The sequence below is a fragment of the Lactobacillus sp. B4026 genome (assembly GCF_026535825.1).
In the GTDB taxonomy this organism is placed as follows: Bacteria; Bacillota; Bacilli; order Lactobacillales; family Lactobacillaceae; genus Lactobacillus; species Lactobacillus panisapium.
Window position 1 is genome coordinate 60,378 of record NZ_JAFNPD010000003.1, and the last position, 20,787, is coordinate 81,164.

At 36.8% G+C, this 20,787-nt stretch carries 18 protein-coding genes; 12 read left to right on the plus strand and 6 right to left on the minus strand.

Annotated features, from left to right (window positions below; translation table 11 throughout):
- Positions 1 to 12: 12 nt before the first annotated feature.
- Positions 13 to 582, minus strand: coding sequence for a LemA family protein (locus tag J3U69_RS03600; protein WP_103752750.1), 570 nt, complete (start codon positions 580 to 582; stop codon positions 13 to 15).
- 107 nt (positions 583 to 689) lie between these two features.
- Positions 690 to 1,790, minus strand: coding sequence for an SLC13 family permease (locus J3U69_RS03605; RefSeq protein WP_267413060.1), 1,101 nt, complete (start codon positions 1,788 to 1,790; stop codon positions 690 to 692).
- 211 nt (positions 1,791 to 2,001) lie between these two features.
- On the opposite strand from J3U69_RS03605, the gene J3U69_RS03610 reads away from it, so the two are divergent.
- The 7 genes from J3U69_RS03610 (at position 2,002) to J3U69_RS03640 (ending at position 8,431) form a co-directional block, all read left to right on the plus strand.
- Positions 2,002 to 2,358, plus strand: coding sequence for an iron-sulfur cluster biosynthesis family protein (locus J3U69_RS03610; RefSeq protein WP_267385591.1), 357 nt, complete (start codon positions 2,002 to 2,004; stop codon positions 2,356 to 2,358).
- A gap of 338 nt (positions 2,359 to 2,696) precedes the next feature.
- Entirely contained in the window at positions 2,697 to 2,993 is a 297-nt protein-coding gene (locus tag J3U69_RS03615) for a lactococcin 972 family bacteriocin (protein ID WP_267413061.1), read from the plus strand.
- A 79-nt stretch (positions 2,994 to 3,072) separates the two neighbouring features.
- On the plus strand, positions 3,073 to 5,172 hold the full coding sequence (locus J3U69_RS03620) for a hypothetical protein (RefSeq protein WP_267413062.1): 2,100 nt from the start codon (positions 3,073 to 3,075) through the stop codon (positions 5,170 to 5,172).
- Positions 5,169 to 5,816, plus strand: a complete 648-nt coding sequence (locus tag J3U69_RS03625) for an ABC transporter ATP-binding protein (RefSeq protein ID WP_267413063.1) — start codon at positions 5,169 to 5,171, stop codon at positions 5,814 to 5,816. The genes J3U69_RS03620 and J3U69_RS03625 overlap by 4 nt, the downstream gene beginning before the upstream one ends.
- Before the next feature lie 149 nt (positions 5,817 to 5,965).
- Complete coding sequence (locus tag J3U69_RS03630; RefSeq protein ID WP_090094091.1) at positions 5,966 to 6,106, plus strand: hypothetical protein; 141 nt, start codon at positions 5,966 to 5,968, stop codon at positions 6,104 to 6,106.
- A 115-nt stretch (positions 6,107 to 6,221) separates the two neighbouring features.
- Positions 6,222 to 7,142 (plus strand): HNH endonuclease, encoded by a 921-nt coding sequence (locus J3U69_RS03635; protein WP_267413064.1) that lies wholly within the window; start codon positions 6,222 to 6,224, stop codon positions 7,140 to 7,142.
- 104 nt (positions 7,143 to 7,246) lie between these two features.
- On the plus strand, positions 7,247 to 8,431 hold the full coding sequence (locus J3U69_RS03640) for an MFS transporter (RefSeq protein ID WP_267413065.1): 1,185 nt from the start codon (positions 7,247 to 7,249) through the stop codon (positions 8,429 to 8,431).
- 124 nt (positions 8,432 to 8,555) lie between these two features.
- Here the strand turns inward: J3U69_RS03640 and J3U69_RS03645 are convergent, their stop codons facing one another.
- On the minus strand, positions 8,556 to 8,843 hold the full coding sequence (locus J3U69_RS03645) for a hypothetical protein (RefSeq protein ID WP_267413066.1): 288 nt from the start codon (positions 8,841 to 8,843) through the stop codon (positions 8,556 to 8,558).
- 364 nt (positions 8,844 to 9,207) lie between these two features.
- Positions 9,208 to 9,474: a hypothetical protein gene (locus J3U69_RS03650; RefSeq protein WP_267413068.1), complete on the minus strand. Its 267-nt coding sequence runs from the start codon at positions 9,472 to 9,474 to the stop codon at positions 9,208 to 9,210.
- Between the two features lie 83 nt (positions 9,475 to 9,557).
- Between J3U69_RS03650 and J3U69_RS03655 the strand changes: the two genes are divergently transcribed.
- The gene (locus J3U69_RS03655) at positions 9,558 to 11,228 is read left to right on the plus strand and encodes a BspA family leucine-rich repeat surface protein (protein WP_267413069.1); all 1,671 of its coding nucleotides are present in this window, start codon (positions 9,558 to 9,560) and stop codon (positions 11,226 to 11,228) included.
- Positions 11,229 to 11,293: 65 nt separating this feature from the next.
- Here J3U69_RS03655 and J3U69_RS03660 read toward each other — a convergent pair whose 3' ends face one another.
- The gene (locus J3U69_RS03660; protein ID WP_267413070.1) at positions 11,294 to 12,820 is read right to left on the minus strand and encodes an SLAP domain-containing protein; all 1,527 of its coding nucleotides are present in this window, start codon (positions 12,818 to 12,820) and stop codon (positions 11,294 to 11,296) included.
- A gap of 186 nt (positions 12,821 to 13,006) precedes the next feature.
- Here J3U69_RS03660 and J3U69_RS03665 point away from each other — a divergent pair, with 186 nt between their 5' ends.
- Positions 13,007 to 14,845, plus strand: a complete 1,839-nt coding sequence (locus J3U69_RS03665; RefSeq protein WP_267413071.1) for a BspA family leucine-rich repeat surface protein — start codon at positions 13,007 to 13,009, stop codon at positions 14,843 to 14,845.
- A 136-nt stretch (positions 14,846 to 14,981) separates the two neighbouring features.
- Entirely contained in the window at positions 14,982 to 15,893 is a 912-nt protein-coding gene (locus J3U69_RS03670; protein ID WP_267413072.1) for an SLAP domain-containing protein, read from the plus strand.
- A gap of 127 nt (positions 15,894 to 16,020) precedes the next feature.
- On the opposite strand, the gene J3U69_RS03675 is transcribed toward J3U69_RS03670, so the two are convergent.
- Positions 16,021 to 17,550, minus strand: coding sequence for an SLAP domain-containing protein (locus J3U69_RS03675; protein WP_267413073.1), 1,530 nt, complete (start codon positions 17,548 to 17,550; stop codon positions 16,021 to 16,023).
- 165 nt (positions 17,551 to 17,715) lie between these two features.
- Between J3U69_RS03675 and J3U69_RS03680 the strand changes: the two genes are divergently transcribed.
- Together J3U69_RS03680 and J3U69_RS03685 are read left to right on the plus strand one after the other, a co-directional pair.
- Positions 17,716 to 18,399, plus strand: coding sequence for a dihydrofolate reductase family protein (locus tag J3U69_RS03680; protein WP_267413074.1), 684 nt, complete (start codon positions 17,716 to 17,718; stop codon positions 18,397 to 18,399).
- Between the two features lie 140 nt (positions 18,400 to 18,539).
- Entirely contained in the window at positions 18,540 to 19,862 is a 1,323-nt protein-coding gene (locus J3U69_RS03685; RefSeq protein WP_267413075.1) for a replication-associated recombination protein A, read from the plus strand.
- Positions 19,863 to 20,787: the final 925 nt, after the last annotated feature.

The window sequence follows — 20,787 nt, forward strand, 5'->3', positions numbered from 1 at the left end:
TTGACCTATTGCTTAGAATTTAACTTTAGGTACTTCTTTTTCAGCTTCACTCGTTTGTAAGTAATCAACTTTGCGGAATCCGTGGATATTAGCAACGATATTGGAAGGAAAAGTTAACAACTTTTGATCGTAAAGAGCTGCAGATGAATTGTAAAGTTGCCGTGAATAAGCAATTTTATTTTCAGTGTTGGTTAATTCTTCCTGCAGTTGAGCAAAGTTCTGGTTAGCTTTTAAATCAGGATAATTTTCCGATAAAGCAAAGATTGATCTCAAAGTATCAGAAATTTGGTTAGAAACCTTTAACGTTTGGGCATGATCATCACTTGGAATAGCAGTCAACTGGTTCCGCAATTGAACAACTCTTTCCAGAGTTTCACTTTCATGCTTGGCATAGCCCTTAGTAGTTTCAACTAAATTAGGAATCAAATCGTTGCGCCGTTTTAATTGCACATCAATCTGGCTCCAAGATTCGTCAGTGTAAACTTTAGCTTTTTGTAAGCCGTTATAGATTGCAATATAAATTGCGATGAGCAGGATAACAATAATCGCAATAATTATTATTAACCAAGTTGAATTTGACATAATTTTTCCTCCTTATGTTTATTCAATTATAACTGATAAAGTTAAACTTGAGTATTAAAAAAAGCTTTAGCAGCATTTGCAGGTAAAGCTTTAATAATTATTAAGTTTTATAGTAGTATCAATGCCCAGCCAATTAGTGTCAAGATGATTAAACCGGCGTATTGCATTAATAGCCATTTTTTGAAAAATTCACTGCGGGAAACAGTTGCATTTTGAGTAAAAGTTTTTAAAACAAGCATATTGGCCATAGAACCAATTGGTGAACCGAAGCCACCGATATTTGACCCCAAAAAGAGGGCTTTGGCAAATGTGGTAAACTTACCGACTAAAATGGTTGCTGGAACGTTGCTAATGATTTGACTAGAGATAATAGAAGTAAAGTAGGTAGATGTCTCAGAGTTGACCATGGTGTGAATCAGGGTAACAATCATTGGAATCTGCTGGATATCGCTAATAAAAATAAAAAAGCAAGTAAAGGTTAGCAGCAAGGCGTAGTCGATTTTTAACAAAATGTGCGGATTAATTATTAAAGCTAAGATAGCTGCTACAATCATTGGGATTGCAACGTTAATAACTTTGAAAACACCCAAAAAGAATAAAGCAAAAACTGCGGTAGTAATCACAGTTGGGCGTACGCTGATATTAATCTGTTTGATATCCTGAACGGGAATTTTTTTCTGTGGGATAAAGTGAAAAATGATGAAAGTAATCACAACAGCTGCAAGCAGGTATGGCAGTGACCATGAGAAAAATTCTAATGCAGTGACGGAATATTTGCTAACAAGAAAAATGTTATGTGGGTTACCCCACGGAGTAAATGCGGCTCCGATATTGGCTCCCATTCCGATTAAGGTAACTGGTAGAATTTGCGGTAAATCGCATCTTTTAGCAATGTTTAAGTACAAGGGAATTAATGTAAGCGCTGTTATGTCATTACCCAAAAACATCCCAGAAATAATCGCCAGTAGCGTAAACAGGATATTGAGCTTGCGCATGTTATCGGCAATACTAGTTAATTTGTAAGCTAGTACATCGAGAACATGCAGGTAAGCATAAATTTGAATAATAATTAACATCGCGGCGACAGAAAAGATTGTGTGTAAGTTAATATCCGCCAGCCGAGGTCTAGCAAAGAAAAGACTGATTACCGTCACCACAACGGTAATTTGCAGAATTTTATCACTAAAGATCTTTTTTAAGACGGTCATAAAATGTCCCCTTTCACAAGTTACAATCATCTATAGTTGCTATATCCATTTTGAGCTTTTTTTCCTGTATACGCAATATAAATATTTGGATAGAAAAAAAACCATAAAATAAATAGCGGATAAAAGGGGCCAATAAACATAACTTTTGACTTCTGAACTTGTTCCACCCTATACTTGAGGAAACAGGCATTGATTAGGAGGAATTTTTATTATGAGTAATTCAGAAACAGTTAATGTTAATATTAAATCTGCTGCTGCAGATAAAGTAAAAAACCAAGTTGAAGACGGTCAAATTGTTTTGCTATCTTTGAATGATGGTTCAAACAAATACTCAGATGTTGGCGGTTCTTGTGCTGCTGGCTCACGTTTCCAATTTGTAATTTTGGATAAACAGGATCCTGATTTCTCAATTGAAGTTGAAAACAATGCTGGTCTTAAGATTTATACTAGTCCTGCTGAAATGCAATATCTTGGCAATGACCTAGTTGTTGATGTGAAAAATGCAGCAATGAGCTTGTCAGATGATAGTGGTGTTATTGACGGCGCAATGACAATAAATAAACATTAAAAAGTATAGTTATAGTATTTAAATCCAATGTTGGAGACAATCAGTTTTGATTGTCTTTTTTTGGGGAAAACTCTTTAGCTAATATTTTATATACATTAACATAAAATATTTATAAAAAAATATAGAAAACGCTTGCAAAAAATAATATATAATGTATTATATAGTTATAGCAACGCCCCATGAATACAAATCAGACTGCATAACTTCATAAAATTGATATTTGATATTATAGAAACGTGGCGATGTTATAAAATGATTTATGCTAAGATTCATGTATTCATGAGTTTCTAATCCTTAATTATTTTAAATTTATATTTAGAGCAAAGGAGAAGAAAACTATGAATAAAAAGAAATTGAATAAAGCCATTTCTGCTGTAACTATGTCTGCAGTTTTATTGGGAGTAGGGCCAGTTTCTACTGTACTTGCGAAAAATGTTGGTGGTGGCGATTGGACATACGGTACTGATTGGAATTTTGGCTGGTCGAAATATTATCATGGTAGTAAAAAGCATAGTGCTTCAGTTTCTTATAGGGGGGACGAGCACCGTAGTACAGCAAAAAAAGGAGTAACTGCATATGCAGAATACCATAAGGTACCTGCAACAGGCTTGTCTTATTGGTGGAATGTATATTAAATTTTATACGTAACTTCATATTAATCTTGATAGGTGTAGTTGGTTATTAACTGCACCTATTTTTTATAGGAGGTTCCTGATGAAAAAGATAGTTTCTGGCTGTTTAATGGTTGCCACAATCCTCACTTACCTGATGATTATTAGCTTTTATCAAGTAAAAGATTATGACCAAATAGTTCGGATGGGACAGACAAAATCTTCATACCAAATTTATCTAAAAGACAGCCAAATAACTCCTAGTGATCAACTGGCCTTTTTTAAAAACTTGGCCAAGCAAGATGGCGTATCAATTATTTTAACAACAAATAGTCTGAATAACGTAGTTGAAAAATCTGTCATTGTCAATCCACAATCTTTTCCCAAAACTTCTTTTCGGCTCAAGCAAATAGATTTGGCCGACAAGAAGAACTTTTATGCTAGTTATAATACAAAAAAATTGACACAAAAGGGTACAATTCCTGTTTTTGCTAAAAACAATAAAGTAATCTTACAAAGTATGGACAGGTATTTTCAAAAAAAGCAAATAGTTGATGGTGTGTATACCATTATTCCTGGTAAATCAAGTAAAAAAGCTGTTCTTAAGAAATTGGCTCGTTTTTATGGTGTTTCCCGGGCGCAGTTACTAAAGCCGACTATTGGGAATAAGTTTGAATATTTTACGAAAAACATTCTTATTCTGGGATTTCTCTTGGTGTTGACTATTTTAGTCTTTCTTTTAGTTAATACCTATTACCCGATTACTCAATCAAGTACAATTGGCATTAAAAAGTTAAATGGCTGGAATAATAGGGATATTTTATTTGATATGATCAAATTTGGTATCTTGACGATCCTTATTGTTGCTACTGGCCTTGATTTAATTTCTTTCATGCTTTTTTCTTATCAACCGCAAGGCTTTTTACTTTGCTGTATATTAAGCCAGATAATAATTCTGTGCTTGTATATATTAGTTAATATTTTTACTTATATTATTATTAAGCACTTATCAATTGCAGATATGCTTAAGGGGAGTTTTCACTTCGGTTTTGGCATTAAATTAGCCTTTATTTTAAAAGTCATGATGACGATTACTTCAACAGTTTTACTAGTTAATGTCTCAAATGCAATTACTTCTGTAAGGTCAAACTATCAGTTGCAGCAGGATTGGAGTAAAGAAGGCAAGTTACTAACAGTCAATTCTGTTAGCTCTTTTTTTCAGACTAACGAAAAGCAAGCAGAAAAAATCATGAGCAATTGGTTCAAGACAATAGCTAAAAATAAGGGAGTTTATTATGTAGATAGCGAAATATCAACTGCAAAGGCTATCTTACCCGAAAAAGCCACGATTCATAATCCAACAGCCAAATACGCTATGATGACTGTTAATCGTAATTTTATCAATGCCAAGTTACCACGAGTAAAGAAATATTTAGATTCTACTTCCCACATTTTTTTAGTACCAATTAAGTATCGCAGGGCTAACTCGCAAATTAGGTATCTTTTGCAGTGCTATCGGTACAACGATTTAGCTAGTAAACAACAAGAAAAATTAAAACCTGAGCAAGTAAAAATAAAGATTAAATATTACGATGAAAAAATTAGCCCAATTACTTACAATGTAAGGTTAAAAAAGCGATTTGTTAATCCCATTATCGAAGTCATGGAAGAATCGCGAATAACAGACGGACAGTCTTTATTCTTGAGTAATACCGATAAAAATAGTCCAATTAAAATTGAAAATAATCAGCAGACCAAAAGAGTATTAGAAAAATCAGTGCAAAATGCACAAGTTAAGCAGCTAGGGTTAAAGTTTGTGACCGTAAGCGAAATACTAACAACTAGTTTAGATTCTTCATATCGCGGATTACAAGCACTCTTAATAGGCTTAATCGCTATTTTTATTATTAATTTATTTACGACAACTTTTCTAATGTTATACATCATCTCAAGTAAGCAAAAGAAACTAGCTGTTGAACGTTTATTAGGTTATCGCAAAGTTGATCGCTATCAAATAGAAATTTTGTTGATCTCTTGTCTCGGTATTAGTGAAATTTTGGTTTTAGTTTATTTAAAGGCAACAATTATCTCACTGTTATTAGCAGCTTTGTTAGTTTTAATCGATTTATTAGTATTTGACTTAGTAGTACGAATAATTGAAACACGGGACTTGTCATTTCTGCTCAAAGGAGGACTAGCATGATTGAACTGGAAAATGTCAGTAAAGCTTTTGGAACTAAGAAAATATTTGATCACTTTAATTTGCACATTGATAAAGGAGAGATGGTGGCAATTATCGGACCCAGTGGGTCAGGCAAAAGTACCTTATTAAATATTATCGGCCTAATTGATAATATAGACGATGGCAAATACAGGTTTGAAGAAAATACTAATGTCAAACCAAATAGTAATTTGGCGCAAAAAATTATCAGAGAAAAAATCAGTTATCTTTTTCAAAACTTTGCCTTAATTGAAGAAGAAACAGTTGAGCAAAATTTAATGCTGGCATTAAAATATGTTCACCAGAAAAAAGTAGAAAAGTTGGGGTTAATTAAGGCAACACTCAAAAAAGTTGGATTAGCTGAATATGAGCAAAATAAAATATATGAGCTTTCTGGAGGACAGCAGCAAAGAATAGCAGTGGCACGTGCCCTAATAAAGCCTAGTAAGTTAGTCTTAGCCGATGAGCCAACTGGTTCTTTAGATAGTAGAAATCGTGATGAAATCCTTCAACTGTTATTAGAGCTCAACCAAGCGGGCAAGACTGTCTTGATAGTTACTCACGATGAGCAGGTTGCACAGAAATGTAATCGAATAATTAAATTGAAGAGCAATATCAAGAGTTAATCATTGCTAGCCTTATTTATATTGAATTGCAATGACAATTCTTTGTTTGATTCCCAATATTAGCTGCTGATGAACGGTTACTTGCCTCATTATGTCTGACGTGTTAAACTGAATAAGATTTTCGAAAATCTGAAAGGAAGTATAGTACTATGCGTAAAGGTGAAAATTACAACACTGGTTGTGAACCAAACCAAAGACCTAAGAACAAGAAAAACGGTAAAAAGCGCGTTGCTCACGTAGCAGCAGTTGTTGCTTTCTTGAACAAGGCCAAAGCAGACGAAAACAAATAATCTGCTAGTAAAGAATTAAAAAGACAGATCATGTAAGTGATCCGTCTTTTTTTATTATCTAAATTTGAGTAAAATTAACATAAACATGAGTTAAGGGCAAAAGGAGCTGTTTTAAGTGAAATTTCAGTGCAGTGCATGCGGATTACGAATAAATTCCAGACATTTTAAACAAGAAGGACTAGTTAATCCGCAATTAACCAGTATTTGCGATCTCTGTATTCAACGTGGAGAACAACCAGCCGATTTTGCCAATGTTGCCGTTAATATATTTGCGCAGGGCTTACTCTATACTTTTACTGGCCTAAACGATAACAATGTCCAGTCTGCACCTTTTTTCGTTACTAAAAAAGAAAGCCGCAAGCGCTACGAAGCTTTTATCCAGGATTATGATGGCAACGACTTAGCTCAGCAACAATTGCCACGACCAGACTTTAATCAAGCCGTAATTGACAGTGAGAAAGGCAGCCTTGACTTTATTCCTAGTATGGAACTAACTTTTGCGGAAAACTTGCAAAAACTTGGTCTAAAAGTTGATTTTAAACTAAATGAAGTTGACTACATTGATCGTGAGCGTATTCGGGCTAAGTATCATTATCGCTGTCAATACTGTGGTCGGCGTGGTCGCAGTGTCGATCATAAGGACCCAGTATCGTTATCGCATAATAACGATTTTGACAACTTGATCTTATCTTGCCAAGAATGCAATCGCATTAAATCAAACATGCCCTATGAATTGTTTGTTCAGTTAAATGATCAAATTCCTAAAATTAACCAAAAATTGGTTAAGTATGAAAATGCGCTTGCCACGCTTAAAGGCGAGTTCGACCAAAAGCGCCGTGAGTTAGCAGCTACTATGCACCTCAAGGGTGTGGTTAATGATCCGGAACTAAATCAAATGCGTAAACAAAATAAAAAATTACAAGACGCAATTGATAGTCTGGAAAGCGATTATAAAGACTTGCGTTCTTTGCGTGAGCAGCACTTTATGACAGGCTGGAAATTAATGCTTGAGAATAAAAAAGAAGATATTATTTAAATTTGATTATTGGAATAGTTGTGAATTAAGCAAATTAATTCTAATAACTTTGAATAGCGTTGATTAAAAATCAGCGTTTCATAGAAAAGATATGTAAATCTAAAATGAAGAAAAGATCACAAAAATCTAGATTGTTAATTGGTTACGCTATTTCTGGTTTAGGTGATCAATTCTATATTTTCGCTATCCCGCTACTACTACTATCAAAAACTCATTCGTCAATTATTATGGGGCTCTTAACGGCAATGGAATATTTACCTACAGCATTGTTTGGTCTCACTATTGGACCAATATTTGATATTTGGCCAAGAAAAAAAGTAATGCTGATATCGTTACTCATGCAAGCAATTCTTGTCGTGTGTGCCCCCTTGTTGATTATCAAAGATATCCCTATTTTTTGGACTTTAGTAGCTGTGTTTCTATTTGGAACTTTTGATTTAATTACATGGACAGGTTATCAAATTTTTATTGCAGAATCTGTCGACAATAATGAACTGTCAACAGTATCTGGACAAGTAGGACTAATTTCTGCGATTCAGAAAACCTTTGGGCCGGGAATAGCTGCGATTATAATCAATTTAGTTAATTATGCAGGAGGCTTTCTGCTAGACGCACTCAGTTTCGGCTATTTAACTTACGTTGTCAAAGACTACGAACCCTTAAATAGAGAACCAGGCTATTTTGAAAATAAGCGATCTTTTAAAAGCAGCGCAAAGAACGGTTGGACTTTTTTGTTTTCGCAGCCCATTATTAAGTGGATTATTATAAGCTTTTTTGTGGCCAATATTGGTTTTCAAACGGTGGTTCCAATGCTGACGTTTTTACTAAGACAAGTAATGAAAACTTCTGTGAACATGATTAGCGTATTCTTTTCGATTGCAGCCATAGCTAGTATTATCGGCAATTTTATCTATCTACGCTTAAACAAGAAAATAAAGTTGGGTTTGCAGCTGGTATTAATTGGCATTATGATTGCTCTTGGCTTTGTATTAATGTTGAATGTTAAGTCATTTATCATGGTAACTTGTGGCTATGCGATTGTTTCATTTGGTAGTGTTTGGTCACAGGCAAACTTTTTTACCGTTATTCAGTCTAAGACACCGAATCGTTATAAGGGGACAATCACTTCAATCGCAACATCTTTAACAAGACTAATTGGACCGATTATGTCAGTCTTTAGTGGCGTGCTAATAAGATATGAAGTGCATTCAATTTTTGTGATTGCAATTTTTTGCATGGTCGTGTCGGTCGCCATGACTTTTACCAGCAAATTGTCACGCCTAGATTAATGTAAGTAGAAACTACATCTCCATTTATTTCTAGCCATAATTAATCATAAAAAAGCACCAAGTTACATAGTAACCTGACGCTTAAATAAACTAACTTTGCCAATAGTTAGGACGCTCATGTGCTTTAACGCTTCTTATTTGGCTTATAGACATATTTGCTCAAATCTTCTTTGCAGTCATTGATAGTAAAGCCATATTCATATTCGTGGACGCCGTCAAAACTTTCTCTCTTATCAACATTAAAATATGCTCCTATAGCGGCAAGTATATTTACCATATCCATAAAGCCGTCAAAAGAATAGACTGCTATATACAATGCGCCATTTATTGACTTCTCACATTTGTACTCATACAGATCTTTAATGCCCTGTTTTAAAAGCAAAATTAGGTTATCTCGATTGACCTCATCCATTCTTAATCAGCTCTTTCTATTTGAAATGCAGCAGTAAGCTAAAAAACAACAGCGGACGTTGATAAATATGTTTAGAAGAAGTAGAACTACATATCCGTGACTGCCTACGTTAGGAATAGTGATATTATTAGTGCAAGTTACATTGAGGGTTCCAAAAGCCGCTCTTGCCACCTTAATAATTTTCATAATCTTACCATTATAATTTGAATAAAGATAGGAGAAATACGTTTAATTTCTATGGGAAACAAAAAATCAATAGTTTTTGCTATTGATTTTTTAACTATTTAGTTGCTTTTTAAAAGCCATGCAATTGCACTATTTTTTATCTTTCATCTGGATTGTTGTGTAGTTTAAAAATACATCCTTAAAAACCATCATTGGCATATGGAATTACAGCTAGATTAACTTTGATTTTCTGACCCTTTTTAAGAGCACGTTTAGAAGAAGAATAGTTAATTAAAGTTGTGTATGACTCAGTTAACACTGTTGCGGTGGCAACGCCGTTATATCGTTGTACATGACCATCAATATAGCCTACATTAGCAGTCAAAACTGCTAAAACTGTCGATAATGGACTAATTGTTAGTACTGTTGCTATTAGCCCGTGTCTAATCTTTTTTGTTAATTTCATTTTTTACCGCGCAAATTTCATCTTTTAACCAATTTAACCAGCAAACCGGGCTATAATGAAGATATGAGAAAAGAGGCTAAGATATGAAACCGAATAATATAACTAAAATTAAAAAAGCCAGTCTGGGTCTTCCAATAGCAGTGTTTAGTCTGCTTTGTTTGATTAGCTCAACGGCTGTTGCCAAAGCTGATACATCAGAAAGCACAAGCGTTGATACTACCAAATTTGGCTATTGGACAGGCAAAGATGGCGACTGCGAATGGACTTATAGTGTAGTCACCAAAACACTGGTAATTAACGCATCAACAAAAGCTAACCAGCTGTCCAACATACCATTTAAAAAGGAATTTAATTGGTATACCAATATTCAGCATATTGTTTTTGAAACGCCAGTCAAGTTGGCGGCTGATTCAAGCGAGAAGTTTGCCTACCTTACCAATTTGCAGGATATCAAGGGCTTGGACAAGGTTGATACTAGCGAAACAGTAAATATGTCTAAACTGTTTAAAAATGACTCTTCCCTGACTAGCGTAGACCTTAGTAATTTTGATACCAGTAAAGTAACTAATATGAGCCAGATGTTTGAAGGGGTTGCTGCTCCCAGTTTGGATGTAAGTAAATTTAATACAGCTAACGTAACTGATATGAGTTACATGTTTGGATATTCTAAGGTTAAAAACTTAGACTTGAGTAACTTCAATACTAGCAAAGTAATTAACATGGCATATATGTTTTCAAGAACCAATATGCCGATTTTGAATTTAAGTAACTTTGATACCAGCAAGGTAACCAATATGCGTAACATGTTTAGTTTTAGCCAGGTAAACCAACTTAATCTAGCAAATTTTGACACTAAAAACGTAACTGATATGAGTAATATGTTTTCTATGCTTGAAAATGTGACAAGCCTGGACTTGAGCAATTTTGATACCAGTAAAGTTACTAATATGGACCTTATGTTTAATGGCAGCTCTGCCTTGACTCAGCTTAATCTCCATGGCTGGAATACCAAGAATGTTAAGAAAATGAATAATATGTTCAACTCTCTTTACAACATTACCAGCCTAGATCTCAGTAGTTTCAATACTGGTAAAGTAACGGATATGGCATTCATGTTTGGGTATTGTAAAAAGCTCAGCAACTTAAACCTTAGTAATTTTAATACAAAAAATGTGACTAGTTTTGCTTACATGTTTGTTGACAACAAGAGCATTAAAAGCCTTGACTTGCATCATTTTAAGACCAGCAAGGCAAAAGATATGTTGGGTATTTTTAGTGGTGACACTTTGCTAGAAAAGGTTAATTTGAAAGGCTGGAATACGAAACGTGTTACCCGAATGTCTAGCATGTTTGAAAACTGTCCTAACTTAGTCAAAGTTGACCTTCGCGGCTGGCATACTCCAAAGCTAAAAGAAACCTATAAAATGTTTGCAGGTGACAAAAAGCTGGCAGGTGTTGATCTGAGCCATTTTAATATGCAAAACAAGGGCATTTTGATTCAGACCGGAAATCCAAAAGGCTTTGCTGTCAAGTTGGGACATTATCGCTTACAGAAAAATTCAGGTGTTGGTCAGGGCTTTAAGCACATTCAAGCAGTTGGCAGTGGTACGCTTTACAATCCTAAAGGTAAAAAATATACTGAAAAGCAGTTGCTGAAGCTTTACAGTCATTCCGCAAAAAGAAGTCCAATGGAAATATATGTTATGTATAACGGTAAAAGGCCACAATTGCCAAAAGGACTTAAAATCAAATAAAAGTTAAAGCATAAAAACAGGGTTAATTTACATCGAATAGTGTAAATTAACCCTTGTTTTTTATTTTAGCTCCAGTCTTCAAAATCCAAAGTGGTTATCTGCTTTCTAGTTGTTTCAACTAACCAAGCGGCTAGTTTTAATTCAGCAATTGTCGCTTTGGAAGAAGTTAGAACGTTGTATTCATTAATCAAGGCAGTATCATAATTTTCTAACAGCAGCTTTCGGCCATAGTCATAGTCAAACCCATACTCCTTTTCCTTTTCAAAGAGCTTTTGAAAAGCCTCTTTGTCAGCAGTTGTTGCTACTTGTTGGTCATGTTCGGCTTCTTCAGGGGTATTAATAGGTTTTAATTTGACACCACCGTCAAACTCCACGTCACTAGCTTTGATAAAACTCTTAATTGCTACCAATTTTTGCTCCGTTGTAATTAATAACTTGTTAGTTTTTGGATCAAGAGCTGGCTGCTTAATCTTTGTACCATCATCGTTAACATAATTTTCGTAATATGGTCCGGGATTTAAAAAGTGGTAGAATAGTTCAGCTTTCTTTTCACTAGGAACCCATAAATAGATTAGGCCGTCGACCTTGAGCTTACTTTGTTGACTAGTTTTCAGGTTAATACCAGTTGGAATCCCGGAGAAATCATAAAGTTTAGTATTTTCAGTTGATTTTGGCTTTACAAAGGAATACGCAAGATCATCATAATTAATTGTAGGCAAGTAATTTCGTAGCTTAATAAAGCTCCCATCAACATATTCATCAGGATAATCGTGCAAGCGATAGATATATCCTTCAAAGTCTTCAGCCCATGGAATAACTGCAAGATCAACTTTAATTCTTTGGCCTTTGTTCAACGTATGCTTAGTTCTGTTATTAGATATTGTTTGAGTATTTGTCTTTTGGAGTACCGTAGCATAAGTTACGCCATTATAAATCAGGATATAGCCATCAATACTGCCGACATTATTTGCTAGAATATAGCGGTTTTTTCCTAAAGAAAAATAGTTTTTATTTTTTATTTTTACTGTGGGTAAATAATAAAAGTGTTCCTGATTGTCCGACTTGAAATACTTACTATAGTAAAATGTCGGCTTAGTCTTGCTTTCTTTGACTTCACCTTGATATTTGACAACTGAATTCGTAGCTAAGGTCCGTTTTTGCGACTTGCCAGACTTCGTGTAAATAAGTGATTTATGGCTTAAAACCAACTTGCCAATTTTAGTATTTTTACCATTAACGGTTTTTACATAGGCATCGTTAACATAGTTGCCTTTACCAAGATGATAGTACTTTTGACCATTGATTTCTCTTGCGCCATAGTATGGAAGCGCAGTTTCATCGTCAACATATCTATAACCATTGACATCAGAGTCATAATCAGTATTCGCATTCTTTGGATTGTTTTTAATTTTATGTCCAAATTTATTAAAAATAGGTGCATCGGTGATTAAGGTAACTTTTCTTTCACTTTTCTTTGTTTCCTTCTTTGCGGCTTGTACTATCTGTGTGTAATTGAAAGTTGAAAGCAACGGGCTGAGTGCCAATAAGGCTGCTGTCAGACTAATGCCAATTTTTTTAATTAATTTCATCATTTTAGCCTCACAAAATTACTATCTAAGCTTATTATAGCTCACTTAAATGTCTTTAAATATAGCAATCGGTACAGATAGTGCAGAAAAAGGCGCTATCTATCTATAGCTTTTGCCAGTTTTATCGTTAAAACCAATTTAACCAGTAAAATCGGTTTATAATGGGAGTATGAGAAAAGAGGTCATGAAATGAAAGCAAATAGTTTAACTAAATTCAAAAAGAGCGGTCTTGCCCTGACTGCCGGCTTGCTTAGTCTGCTCTGTTTAACCGGCTCAACTGCGGTGACTAAAGCCGATACGCCAGCTAGCCCGACACCAAGCAGTCCAAGTAATTCTTCAGCCGATATTGGCTTATGGACGGGTAAAGACGGTGACTGCACCTGGAAATTTGACCTAGTCACCGGAACATTGACAATTAGCGCGCCAGCGAAAACCAGTCAGTTGTCAAGTACGCCTTTTAAAAAGGAATTTATCTGGTCTGACAGTATTGAACATATTGTCTTTGAAACGCCGGTTAGACTGGCTCCTGATTCAAGTTCAAAATTTGCGGAACTCCGCCAGTTACAAGATATTAAGGGCTTAGATCAAGTTGATACCAGTCAAGCAACTGATCTGTCATTTTTGTTTGCCAATGATAGTTCTTTAACCAGTGCAGATGTGAGTCATTTTGAGACTGGCAAGGTTACCAACATGAGTCGGATGTTTGACAACACCAAACTGCCGACGATTGATTTGAGCCACTTTAACACTGCCAATGTTACCGACATGAGCCGGATGTTTGCTCTTGTGAAAGCTCCCAGGCTGGATCTTACGAGCTTTAATACCAGCAAGGTCACTGACATGAGCGGGATGTTTGACGAAAGTGACCTCAAACAGCTTGATCTGTCGAATTTTGATACTAGCCAAGTGACGGATATGAGTGGGATGTTCCTTAACACCGCCATTGCACAGTTAAATCTGGCTAATTTTAATACTAGTAAAGTCACTGATATGAAAGCCATGTTTGCTCAAACTAAGAACTTGCATAGTCTCGATTTGCACAATTTTAATACGGCCAATGTAACTAAGATGGACAATCTGTTTAAAGGCAGTAATCTGACTGAGGTTAATTTACAAAACTGGAATACCAGTAACGTGACCAGCATGTCATATATGTTTTATGACTGCCCTAATTTGACCAACCTGGACATAAGCAGTTTTGACACGGGCAAGGTCAGGAATATGTCTTATATGTTCGCCAAGTTTGCGCATCTGGACCAAGTCGATCTAAGCAAGCTCGATACACACAATGTCGAAAACATGCAGGATCTGTTTGCGCACAACCCGAACCTGACCAGTTTGGATTTAAGTCATCTAGATACGGGTAGTGCTACCAGAATGACAGCCATGTTTCGCGGCGATAGTTCCTTAACAACTGTGAATTTGAAGGGCTGGAATACCCAAAATGTCAAGTACATGGATTCGATGTTTCGTGACAATCACAAACTGGTTAAACTTGATTTAAGCCACTTTAATACTAAAAATGTAACCGAAATGTTTGCCGTCTTTATGGGTGCCACGAGTTTGAAAAGGGTTGATTTGCATAACTGTGACACGCGTAAAGTTGAACGAATTAGCCAAATGTTTATGGACTGCCCTAGCCTTGTCTTTGCGGACTTACGCGGCTGGAAACTGCCAAAAATGTATGTTTCAACGCGAATGTTTTACAATGACCGCCAGCTCACTAGCGTTGACTTAAGTCACTTAAATATTCATAACAGTCAAATCTTGGCTAAGGCAGGTAACACCAAGGGCTTTGCCGTGAAATTAGGACATTACCGTTTGCGCAAGAGTTCCGGTGTCGGCCACGGCTTTAAGCATATTCAAGCGGTTGGCAAGGGGACGATTAACAAGCCAAAAGGCAAGAAATATACCGAAAAGCAGCTTTTACGGCTTTATAATCACTCCGCTAAAAAGAGCCCAGTGGAAGTCTACGTGATGTATAACGGCAAGAAACCTCATTTTTCAAAAGAAATGACTATTAAATAGTTTTAGTCAAATTGATAGTGAGGCTAGCTATTATCACAAAGCTGAATTATGATGAAATTAATTAAAAAACTATTAAGTTAGGAGAAATAATAATGGATAAAAAATAGCAAAAAGAATCGCTATTGCCTTATGCGGCGTGGCTTTAACTGGCGTTGGTGCAACTTCAATCATTAAAGAAAATACCTACACGGCGAGTGCTAATCATCAAGGCACTAGAGTCTGGGTTCAATATGGTACATTAAAATACGCACTTAAAGGTCCCTCTGGACGGGTATACCCAGCTGGAACCAAAGTTGCAAGACGCGCATATAATGACACTATACCAGCAAGCTCTTTACCAAATGAGCCATTTTATTTAACCTTAATCATCGGTGGCTTGCCAGGAGCAAATAATCTAACTGATGCCGGTGGTGGAGCGATTGCTGAATCTTATGTAAATATTGGTACATGGAATGAACAGGATTATCCAAGTAATAGTGTAGCTCTTGTAAATAATACTATGGACAATACTGATTTAAAATCAAGTGACTTCCATCCAGTAGACAGTAGCAATCCAGATGTACCTCATGCTAATGTTGATGAATTAAATAAAGTATATGCTGACTTAGTAATGATTGGGCAACATAATTCAGTCAAAGGCGCAGACAAAAAAGTAGTTTATTCGCTTACTGATCGCTATATGAAAGCTAAAGGAATCGGTGTTACTCAAGCTGAAGTAGACCAATTAGTTGCGGACATTAATACTGCTATTGCCAACTATAAAAGGACCGGTCATTTATCTGACTCAGGCACCACTGCTGGTAAGCCAGCCAATAGCAATACTACGACTGCCAAGAAACCAACTACAGTTAATGTAAGCAAATCTCGCTACGTAAAATTGCGTAAAGCATCATATTGCTATAATCACAAAGGCAAGCGTGTTTCCAAGAAACTGCTCAAAAAGGGGAGTATTATTAGAATTAACGGCAAAGTGTACCGGATTAAGGGTAAGACATACTATCGTATTGCCAAGAATCGATATGTTCGGGTTGTCAACGTTGCTAAATAATAAAGTCTGTCCATTTGAACCGCGGCTTTGGTGGCAGCAATAAAAACAAAAAAGAATGCTAAATCTTTTTGATTAGCATTCTTTTTATTTTCCTAAGGCGAAAAGCAGACTTTGTTTTATCAGCCGCTTAGTCTCCCAGTGGATAGCTCATGGTTCTAAACTGGGTAATGGTTGTTTTAAGATACCAAGTTGCTTCCTTAACCTGTGCGACCGTTGCCTTGTTATTGCGCAGGATAAGAGAAGCATTGACAAGTGCACAACCATAGTTTTCCATCAGGTCACTGTATGGACTATTGGTATACTTGTTTTTACCGTCATTGAATAGTTGCACCAGTTCCTGCTTGTCGGCTTCTGAAGCTACCTTTTGGTCGTTTTCGGCTTCCTTAGCCGAATTAATTGGTTTCAACTTAAGACCGCTAATGTATTTAACGTCACTTGCTTTGAGCAGGTTATTGCCGTAGACCAACTTTTTCTTAGTTGGTTTATCACTGTCCGGTTCCTCCGGTGCAGCGGGTAGCTGATCATCAAAGACGTTCTGGTCATCGTAATTTAGACAATGATAGAATAGCTCGGCCTTGTTTTCACTCGGCACCCAGAGATACATGAGACCGTCAACGGTCAGATCGCCGTATTTTGGTTTTTGGATTTTTTTGCCAATTGCTGCTCCAGTAGTATCGTATAGTTCAACACTGTCACCGGACAATGATCGAACAAAGGTGTAAATTAGATCCTCATAATTAACAATTGGCAAGTTCTTGTTCAATGAAATACTGGACTGCTCAATGTATTCCTGATGATGGTCATGTAGCCGGTAAAGATAGCCGGCAAAGCCGTCATCTGCATATGGAATCACGGTTAGATCAACTTTGATTTTTTGCCCCGGTTTCAGCTGATGTTTAGTGGCAATATAGTTAACTGAGGTGGTATTGGTTTTGCGCAAAACGGTTGCGGTGGCTGTTCCATGATAGCGCGCAACGTGCCCGTTGATGTAGCTGACATTGGCCGCATTAATGTAGCGGTTCCGACCTAAAGAATAGTATTGCTTCTTCTTAATTTGGCGGGTTGGCAGGTATTTGACTTGCAGGTGTCGAGCCCAATCATCTTCGTAAAAGAAATACTTGGGCGCCTTTTTGGCCGCTTTAATCTTGCCCTGATAAGTAACTATGGCATTTTTAAGTAATTTCTTGCCCGTGGCGGTCCCGTTTTGATCGTACACAATTGAGCTGTGACCTAAAACTAGCTTGTCCTTTTTGATGTTATGCTTGTTTTGCAGCAAAACTGCGGCTTCGTTAAGGTAATAGTGATTAGCAAGCTGGTAATATTTTTGCCCGTTAATTTTCCTAGTGCCGTAATAAGAATAGCTGTTTGCCATCTCGTCATCGTTTATGTCAGCATCTGTTGTGACAAAGCCCTTCTTAGAGTCAATCGTAAAGTTGACTGGCACTTTATAACCTCCGCCAGGGAGTTGCTTTAGCTTGATCTTATGGCCCAGCTTGTCATAAACATAATCATTTTTAAGCAGCGTGACTTTACCCTTGGCCTTAGTTTTTTTCTTAGCCGCCTGCACTGTTTGCATTTGATTCAAGTTTGGCAATAGCGGACTGAGCGCCAGGACAGTTGCCGTCAATCCAATCCCGATTTTTTTCGTTAATTTCATTATTTCACCTCGCAAAAAGTCTACATAATCTCATTATAGCGCATTAAGTTTGCCGGTCAGTGTTCAAAATAAAAAAGGTAGGTTCTTTATAACTCGGTAAAAATATCTGCTTGACTTAAAGAATACTTGAAGTGCTAAGCTCTGAATAAATAAGGAGGCAAAAAGATGCAAAGAGCAAAAGTCGTTGTTCACATGTATGTGACAATTGATGGCAAAATTGACGGGAAGACCGAGAGTCCTGAATCCGGTCAATATTATAGTGATGAATTATTTGTTTTAAGTAACGCTGACGGTAACGGCCGGCGCACAATCCAAATGTACGCTGCACCAGACACAATTGACTTGACGAAATACAGTCCTGAAGGTATTGACGATCAGGATTGGTTACCTGACATTAAGTCAGATACTTGGTCAGTTGCGTTTGACCGCAAGGGCAAATGTGGCTGGAATCAAAATTATTTCTTGTATAATCAACACCGCATGCACGCAATTGAGGTGGTTACGCGGCAGGCTAAAAAAGAATATCTTGCTTTTTTACGGTCACTCAATATTCCCTACATTATTTCTGGCGATGAGAACTTTAATTTAGCGGAAGTACTGGTCAAGTTAAAGCAGCATTTTGGCATTGAAACACTGGCTGTTTGTGGTGGAGCCAGAATTAATGGCGTCTTTTTGGAGCAACATGTCGTTGATGAAATTTCGCTTGTGATCTCGCCCTATGTTAATGGGGACAAAGAGATTAAGGCGGCTTTTGAAACAGCCACGCGCATTGACGACCGCTTCAAAATCGACATGGTAAAAAAGCTACCTGACGGCGGTGTTCATTTACTTTTTAAAAAAGATAACTGAAAATAATTGAGTAAAAGATTAGCTTGTATCTTATGCGGGCTTTTTTATGTAAAAAATTCGTAATGATCTTTTATTAGCAAAACTACTACTGCCATGTATAATGAAGATAACTGGTTACAATTAGTAGAGAAGATAGAGCTATGAAACAAGAATCATTATTTGCAAATAATGCAGCTAGTGAGCCACTAGCGAATCGGGTCAGGCCGCAAAATTTAACTGAATTCGTTGGTCAAGAGCAATTGCTTGGCCCGGGTAAGATTTTGCGGGAAATGATTGATCATGATCAGGTTTCCTCCATGATTTTTTGGGGCCCACCTGGAGTGGGTAAGACTACTCTGGCTGAGATTATTGCGCGGCAAAGTCAGGCAGGTTTTTACAGTTTTAGTGCCGTTGATAGTAGTATTGCAAAAATTCGCAAAATTATGAAGCAAGCCGAAGAAGAAAGCCAGTTAGGACAGAAGACTTTAGTTTTCATTGATGAAATTCACCGCTTTAACAAGGCGCAGCAGGATGCTTTTTTGCCGTATGTTGAGCGTGGCAGTATTACTTTAATTGGCGCAACCACCGAGAATCCTTCCTTTGAAGTTAATTCAGCCTTGCTGTCACGTTGCAAAGTTTTTGTTTTAAAGGCACTTGAAGTTACCGACATTATTAAATTGCTCAAAAATGCCATTAATAACCCTAACGGTTTTGGTAAGGTTAAAGTTAACATTGACGAGCAAGAAATTAAGGCAATTGCTAAGTTTGCAAATGGCGACGCACGTACTGCGCTCAACACCTTGGAAATGGCTGTTTTGAATGGTGTAAAAAATGGTGACACGATCAGGGTGACGATGGCCAGTTTAAAACAGCTGATTACGCAGAAGTCGGTTTTATATGATAAAAATGGGGAAGAACACTACAACATTATTTCCGCCTTGCATAAGTCGATGCGTAACAGTGATGTTAACGCCGCAATTTATTGGCTGTCGCGCATGCTAGAGGGCGGGGAAGACCCGCTCTACATTGCGCGGCGGCTCGTGCGTTTTGCCAGTGAAGATATTGGGTTAGCCGACACCAACGCACTCAACGTGGCAATCAATGTTTTTCAAGCCTGTCAGTTCCTAGGGATGCCGGAGTGCGATGTTCATTTAACGGAAGCCGTGATTTATCTGTCGCTAGCACCCAAATCCAACGCTGTTTACAAGGCACGACTTGCGGCCGAAAAAGACGTTAAAAAAACAATTGATGAGCCGGTTCCGCTCCAAATTCGCAATGCCCCAACTAAATTGATGAAGGACTTGGATTACGGTAAGGGCTATGAATACGCTCATCAGACCCAAGATAAACTGACAACGATGAAGACCATGCCGCCTAATTTAGAGGGGCACGAGTATTATTTGCCGACTGAGCAAGGGCATGAAGACCGATTTAAAAAGCGTCTGCAGCAGATTAAAAAGTGGCACCAAGAACACACCCAGTAAAACAAGCATACAATGAAAAAGCACTAGCTAGTTCAAAATACACAACTCCGCCTTTTTTCTGAGTCGTGTATTTTGAATTATTTATTAACTTAATTGTTTTGCTATAATACCCTGCAAAGTTTGCCAATTCCACCTTCATAAGCGTATTTAAGTATAAAAAATTTCCTAACTAGTTTGCACACTTTGACTTAGCGTTTTATCAACTGAGTAGCAAGCTTTTCTTTCCTATTTTGACAGGTTCAATAGACGGCTCACAGCCCATTTTACTAATAGTCATTAATTTTTTCTGATTGCTGGGTAGTGTATGAATAAGACTATTTCTTAGTTAATATCATGACGCCGCCAGTTCCTTCCTTGGGTTTGAAAGAGCAAATATTGTCACCTGAACTTTCATTGGAACAGCTTGCAATTTTTTAAACTACAAAAAGCCGGTATTGACGAAGTTACCGTAGATAATAAGGAGATTTCTTGTGGTATTCAACAGGAAGACCAATGTGACAAGAAGTAAAACTCTAAAATGATAATGCTGATTTTGTATTCGTTTTTTGTGATAGTTTTATATAGTTACTTTCTTGGAAAAGCTAGAGCGAATACCATATTATATATATAATTTCAAGATAATTTATTGACAAATCATCGATTCAGGTGTATTATAATAAATGTAGGGTAGTTCTACATTATATTAAAGAGCCGGTGTTCACTACATGCAAGTCTCAACAAGCAACTCTTAAGGAGGTTATTAATGTCACAAAGACCAAAAAAAAAGCCACAGACCCAGTCTGAAGCTACTAAAGGAAAAATAAACATCACTTTGTTTTTTCCTTTAGGAGTTTGCAATTTCAAGCTTACAATTCAAAAACATTGCTTGTTTGTAATTGTCCCGCTAATTACGATTCTAATAATCAGCACAACTCTTTTCTTTATT

Bases quoted from the DNA above. Each gene is read 5' to 3' on its own strand.
- J3U69_RS03620 (WP_267413062.1), top strand. From the start codon at position 3,073: ATGAAAAAGATAGTTTCTGGCTGTTTAATGGTTGCCACAATCCTCACT.
- J3U69_RS03650 (WP_267413068.1), bottom strand. From the start codon at position 9,474: ATGAAATTAACAAAAAAGATTAGACACGGGCTAATAGCAACAGTACTA.
- J3U69_RS03640 (WP_267413065.1), top strand. From the start codon at position 7,247: ATGAAGAAAAGATCACAAAAATCTAGATTGTTAATTGGTTACGCTATT.
- J3U69_RS03680 (WP_267413074.1), top strand. From the start codon at position 17,716: ATGCAAAGAGCAAAAGTCGTTGTTCACATGTATGTGACAATTGATGGC.
- J3U69_RS03610 (WP_267385591.1), top strand. From the start codon at position 2,002: ATGAGTAATTCAGAAACAGTTAATGTTAATATTAAATCTGCTGCTGCA.
- J3U69_RS03655 (WP_267413069.1), top strand. From the start codon at position 9,558: ATGAAACCGAATAATATAACTAAAATTAAAAAAGCCAGTCTGGGTCTT.
- J3U69_RS03660 (WP_267413070.1), bottom strand. From the start codon at position 12,820: ATGATGAAATTAATTAAAAAAATTGGCATTAGTCTGACAGCAGCCTTA.
- J3U69_RS03615 (WP_267413061.1), top strand. From the start codon at position 2,697: ATGAATAAAAAGAAATTGAATAAAGCCATTTCTGCTGTAACTATGTCT.
- J3U69_RS03600 (WP_103752750.1), bottom strand. From the start codon at position 582: ATGTCAAATTCAACTTGGTTAATAATAATTATTGCGATTATTGTTATC.
- J3U69_RS03685 (WP_267413075.1), top strand. From the start codon at position 18,540: ATGAAACAAGAATCATTATTTGCAAATAATGCAGCTAGTGAGCCACTA.
- J3U69_RS03645 (WP_267413066.1), bottom strand. From the start codon at position 8,843: ATGGATGAGGTCAATCGAGATAACCTAATTTTGCTTTTAAAACAGGGC.
- J3U69_RS03665 (WP_267413071.1), top strand. From the start codon at position 13,007: ATGAAAGCAAATAGTTTAACTAAATTCAAAAAGAGCGGTCTTGCCCTG.
- J3U69_RS03625 (WP_267413063.1), top strand. From the start codon at position 5,169: ATGATTGAACTGGAAAATGTCAGTAAAGCTTTTGGAACTAAGAAAATA.
- J3U69_RS03675 (WP_267413073.1), bottom strand. From the start codon at position 17,550: ATGAAATTAACGAAAAAAATCGGGATTGGATTGACGGCAACTGTCCTG.
- J3U69_RS03630 (WP_090094091.1), top strand. From the start codon at position 5,966: ATGCGTAAAGGTGAAAATTACAACACTGGTTGTGAACCAAACCAAAGA.
- J3U69_RS03605 (WP_267413060.1), bottom strand. From the start codon at position 1,790: ATGACCGTCTTAAAAAAGATCTTTAGTGATAAAATTCTGCAAATTACC.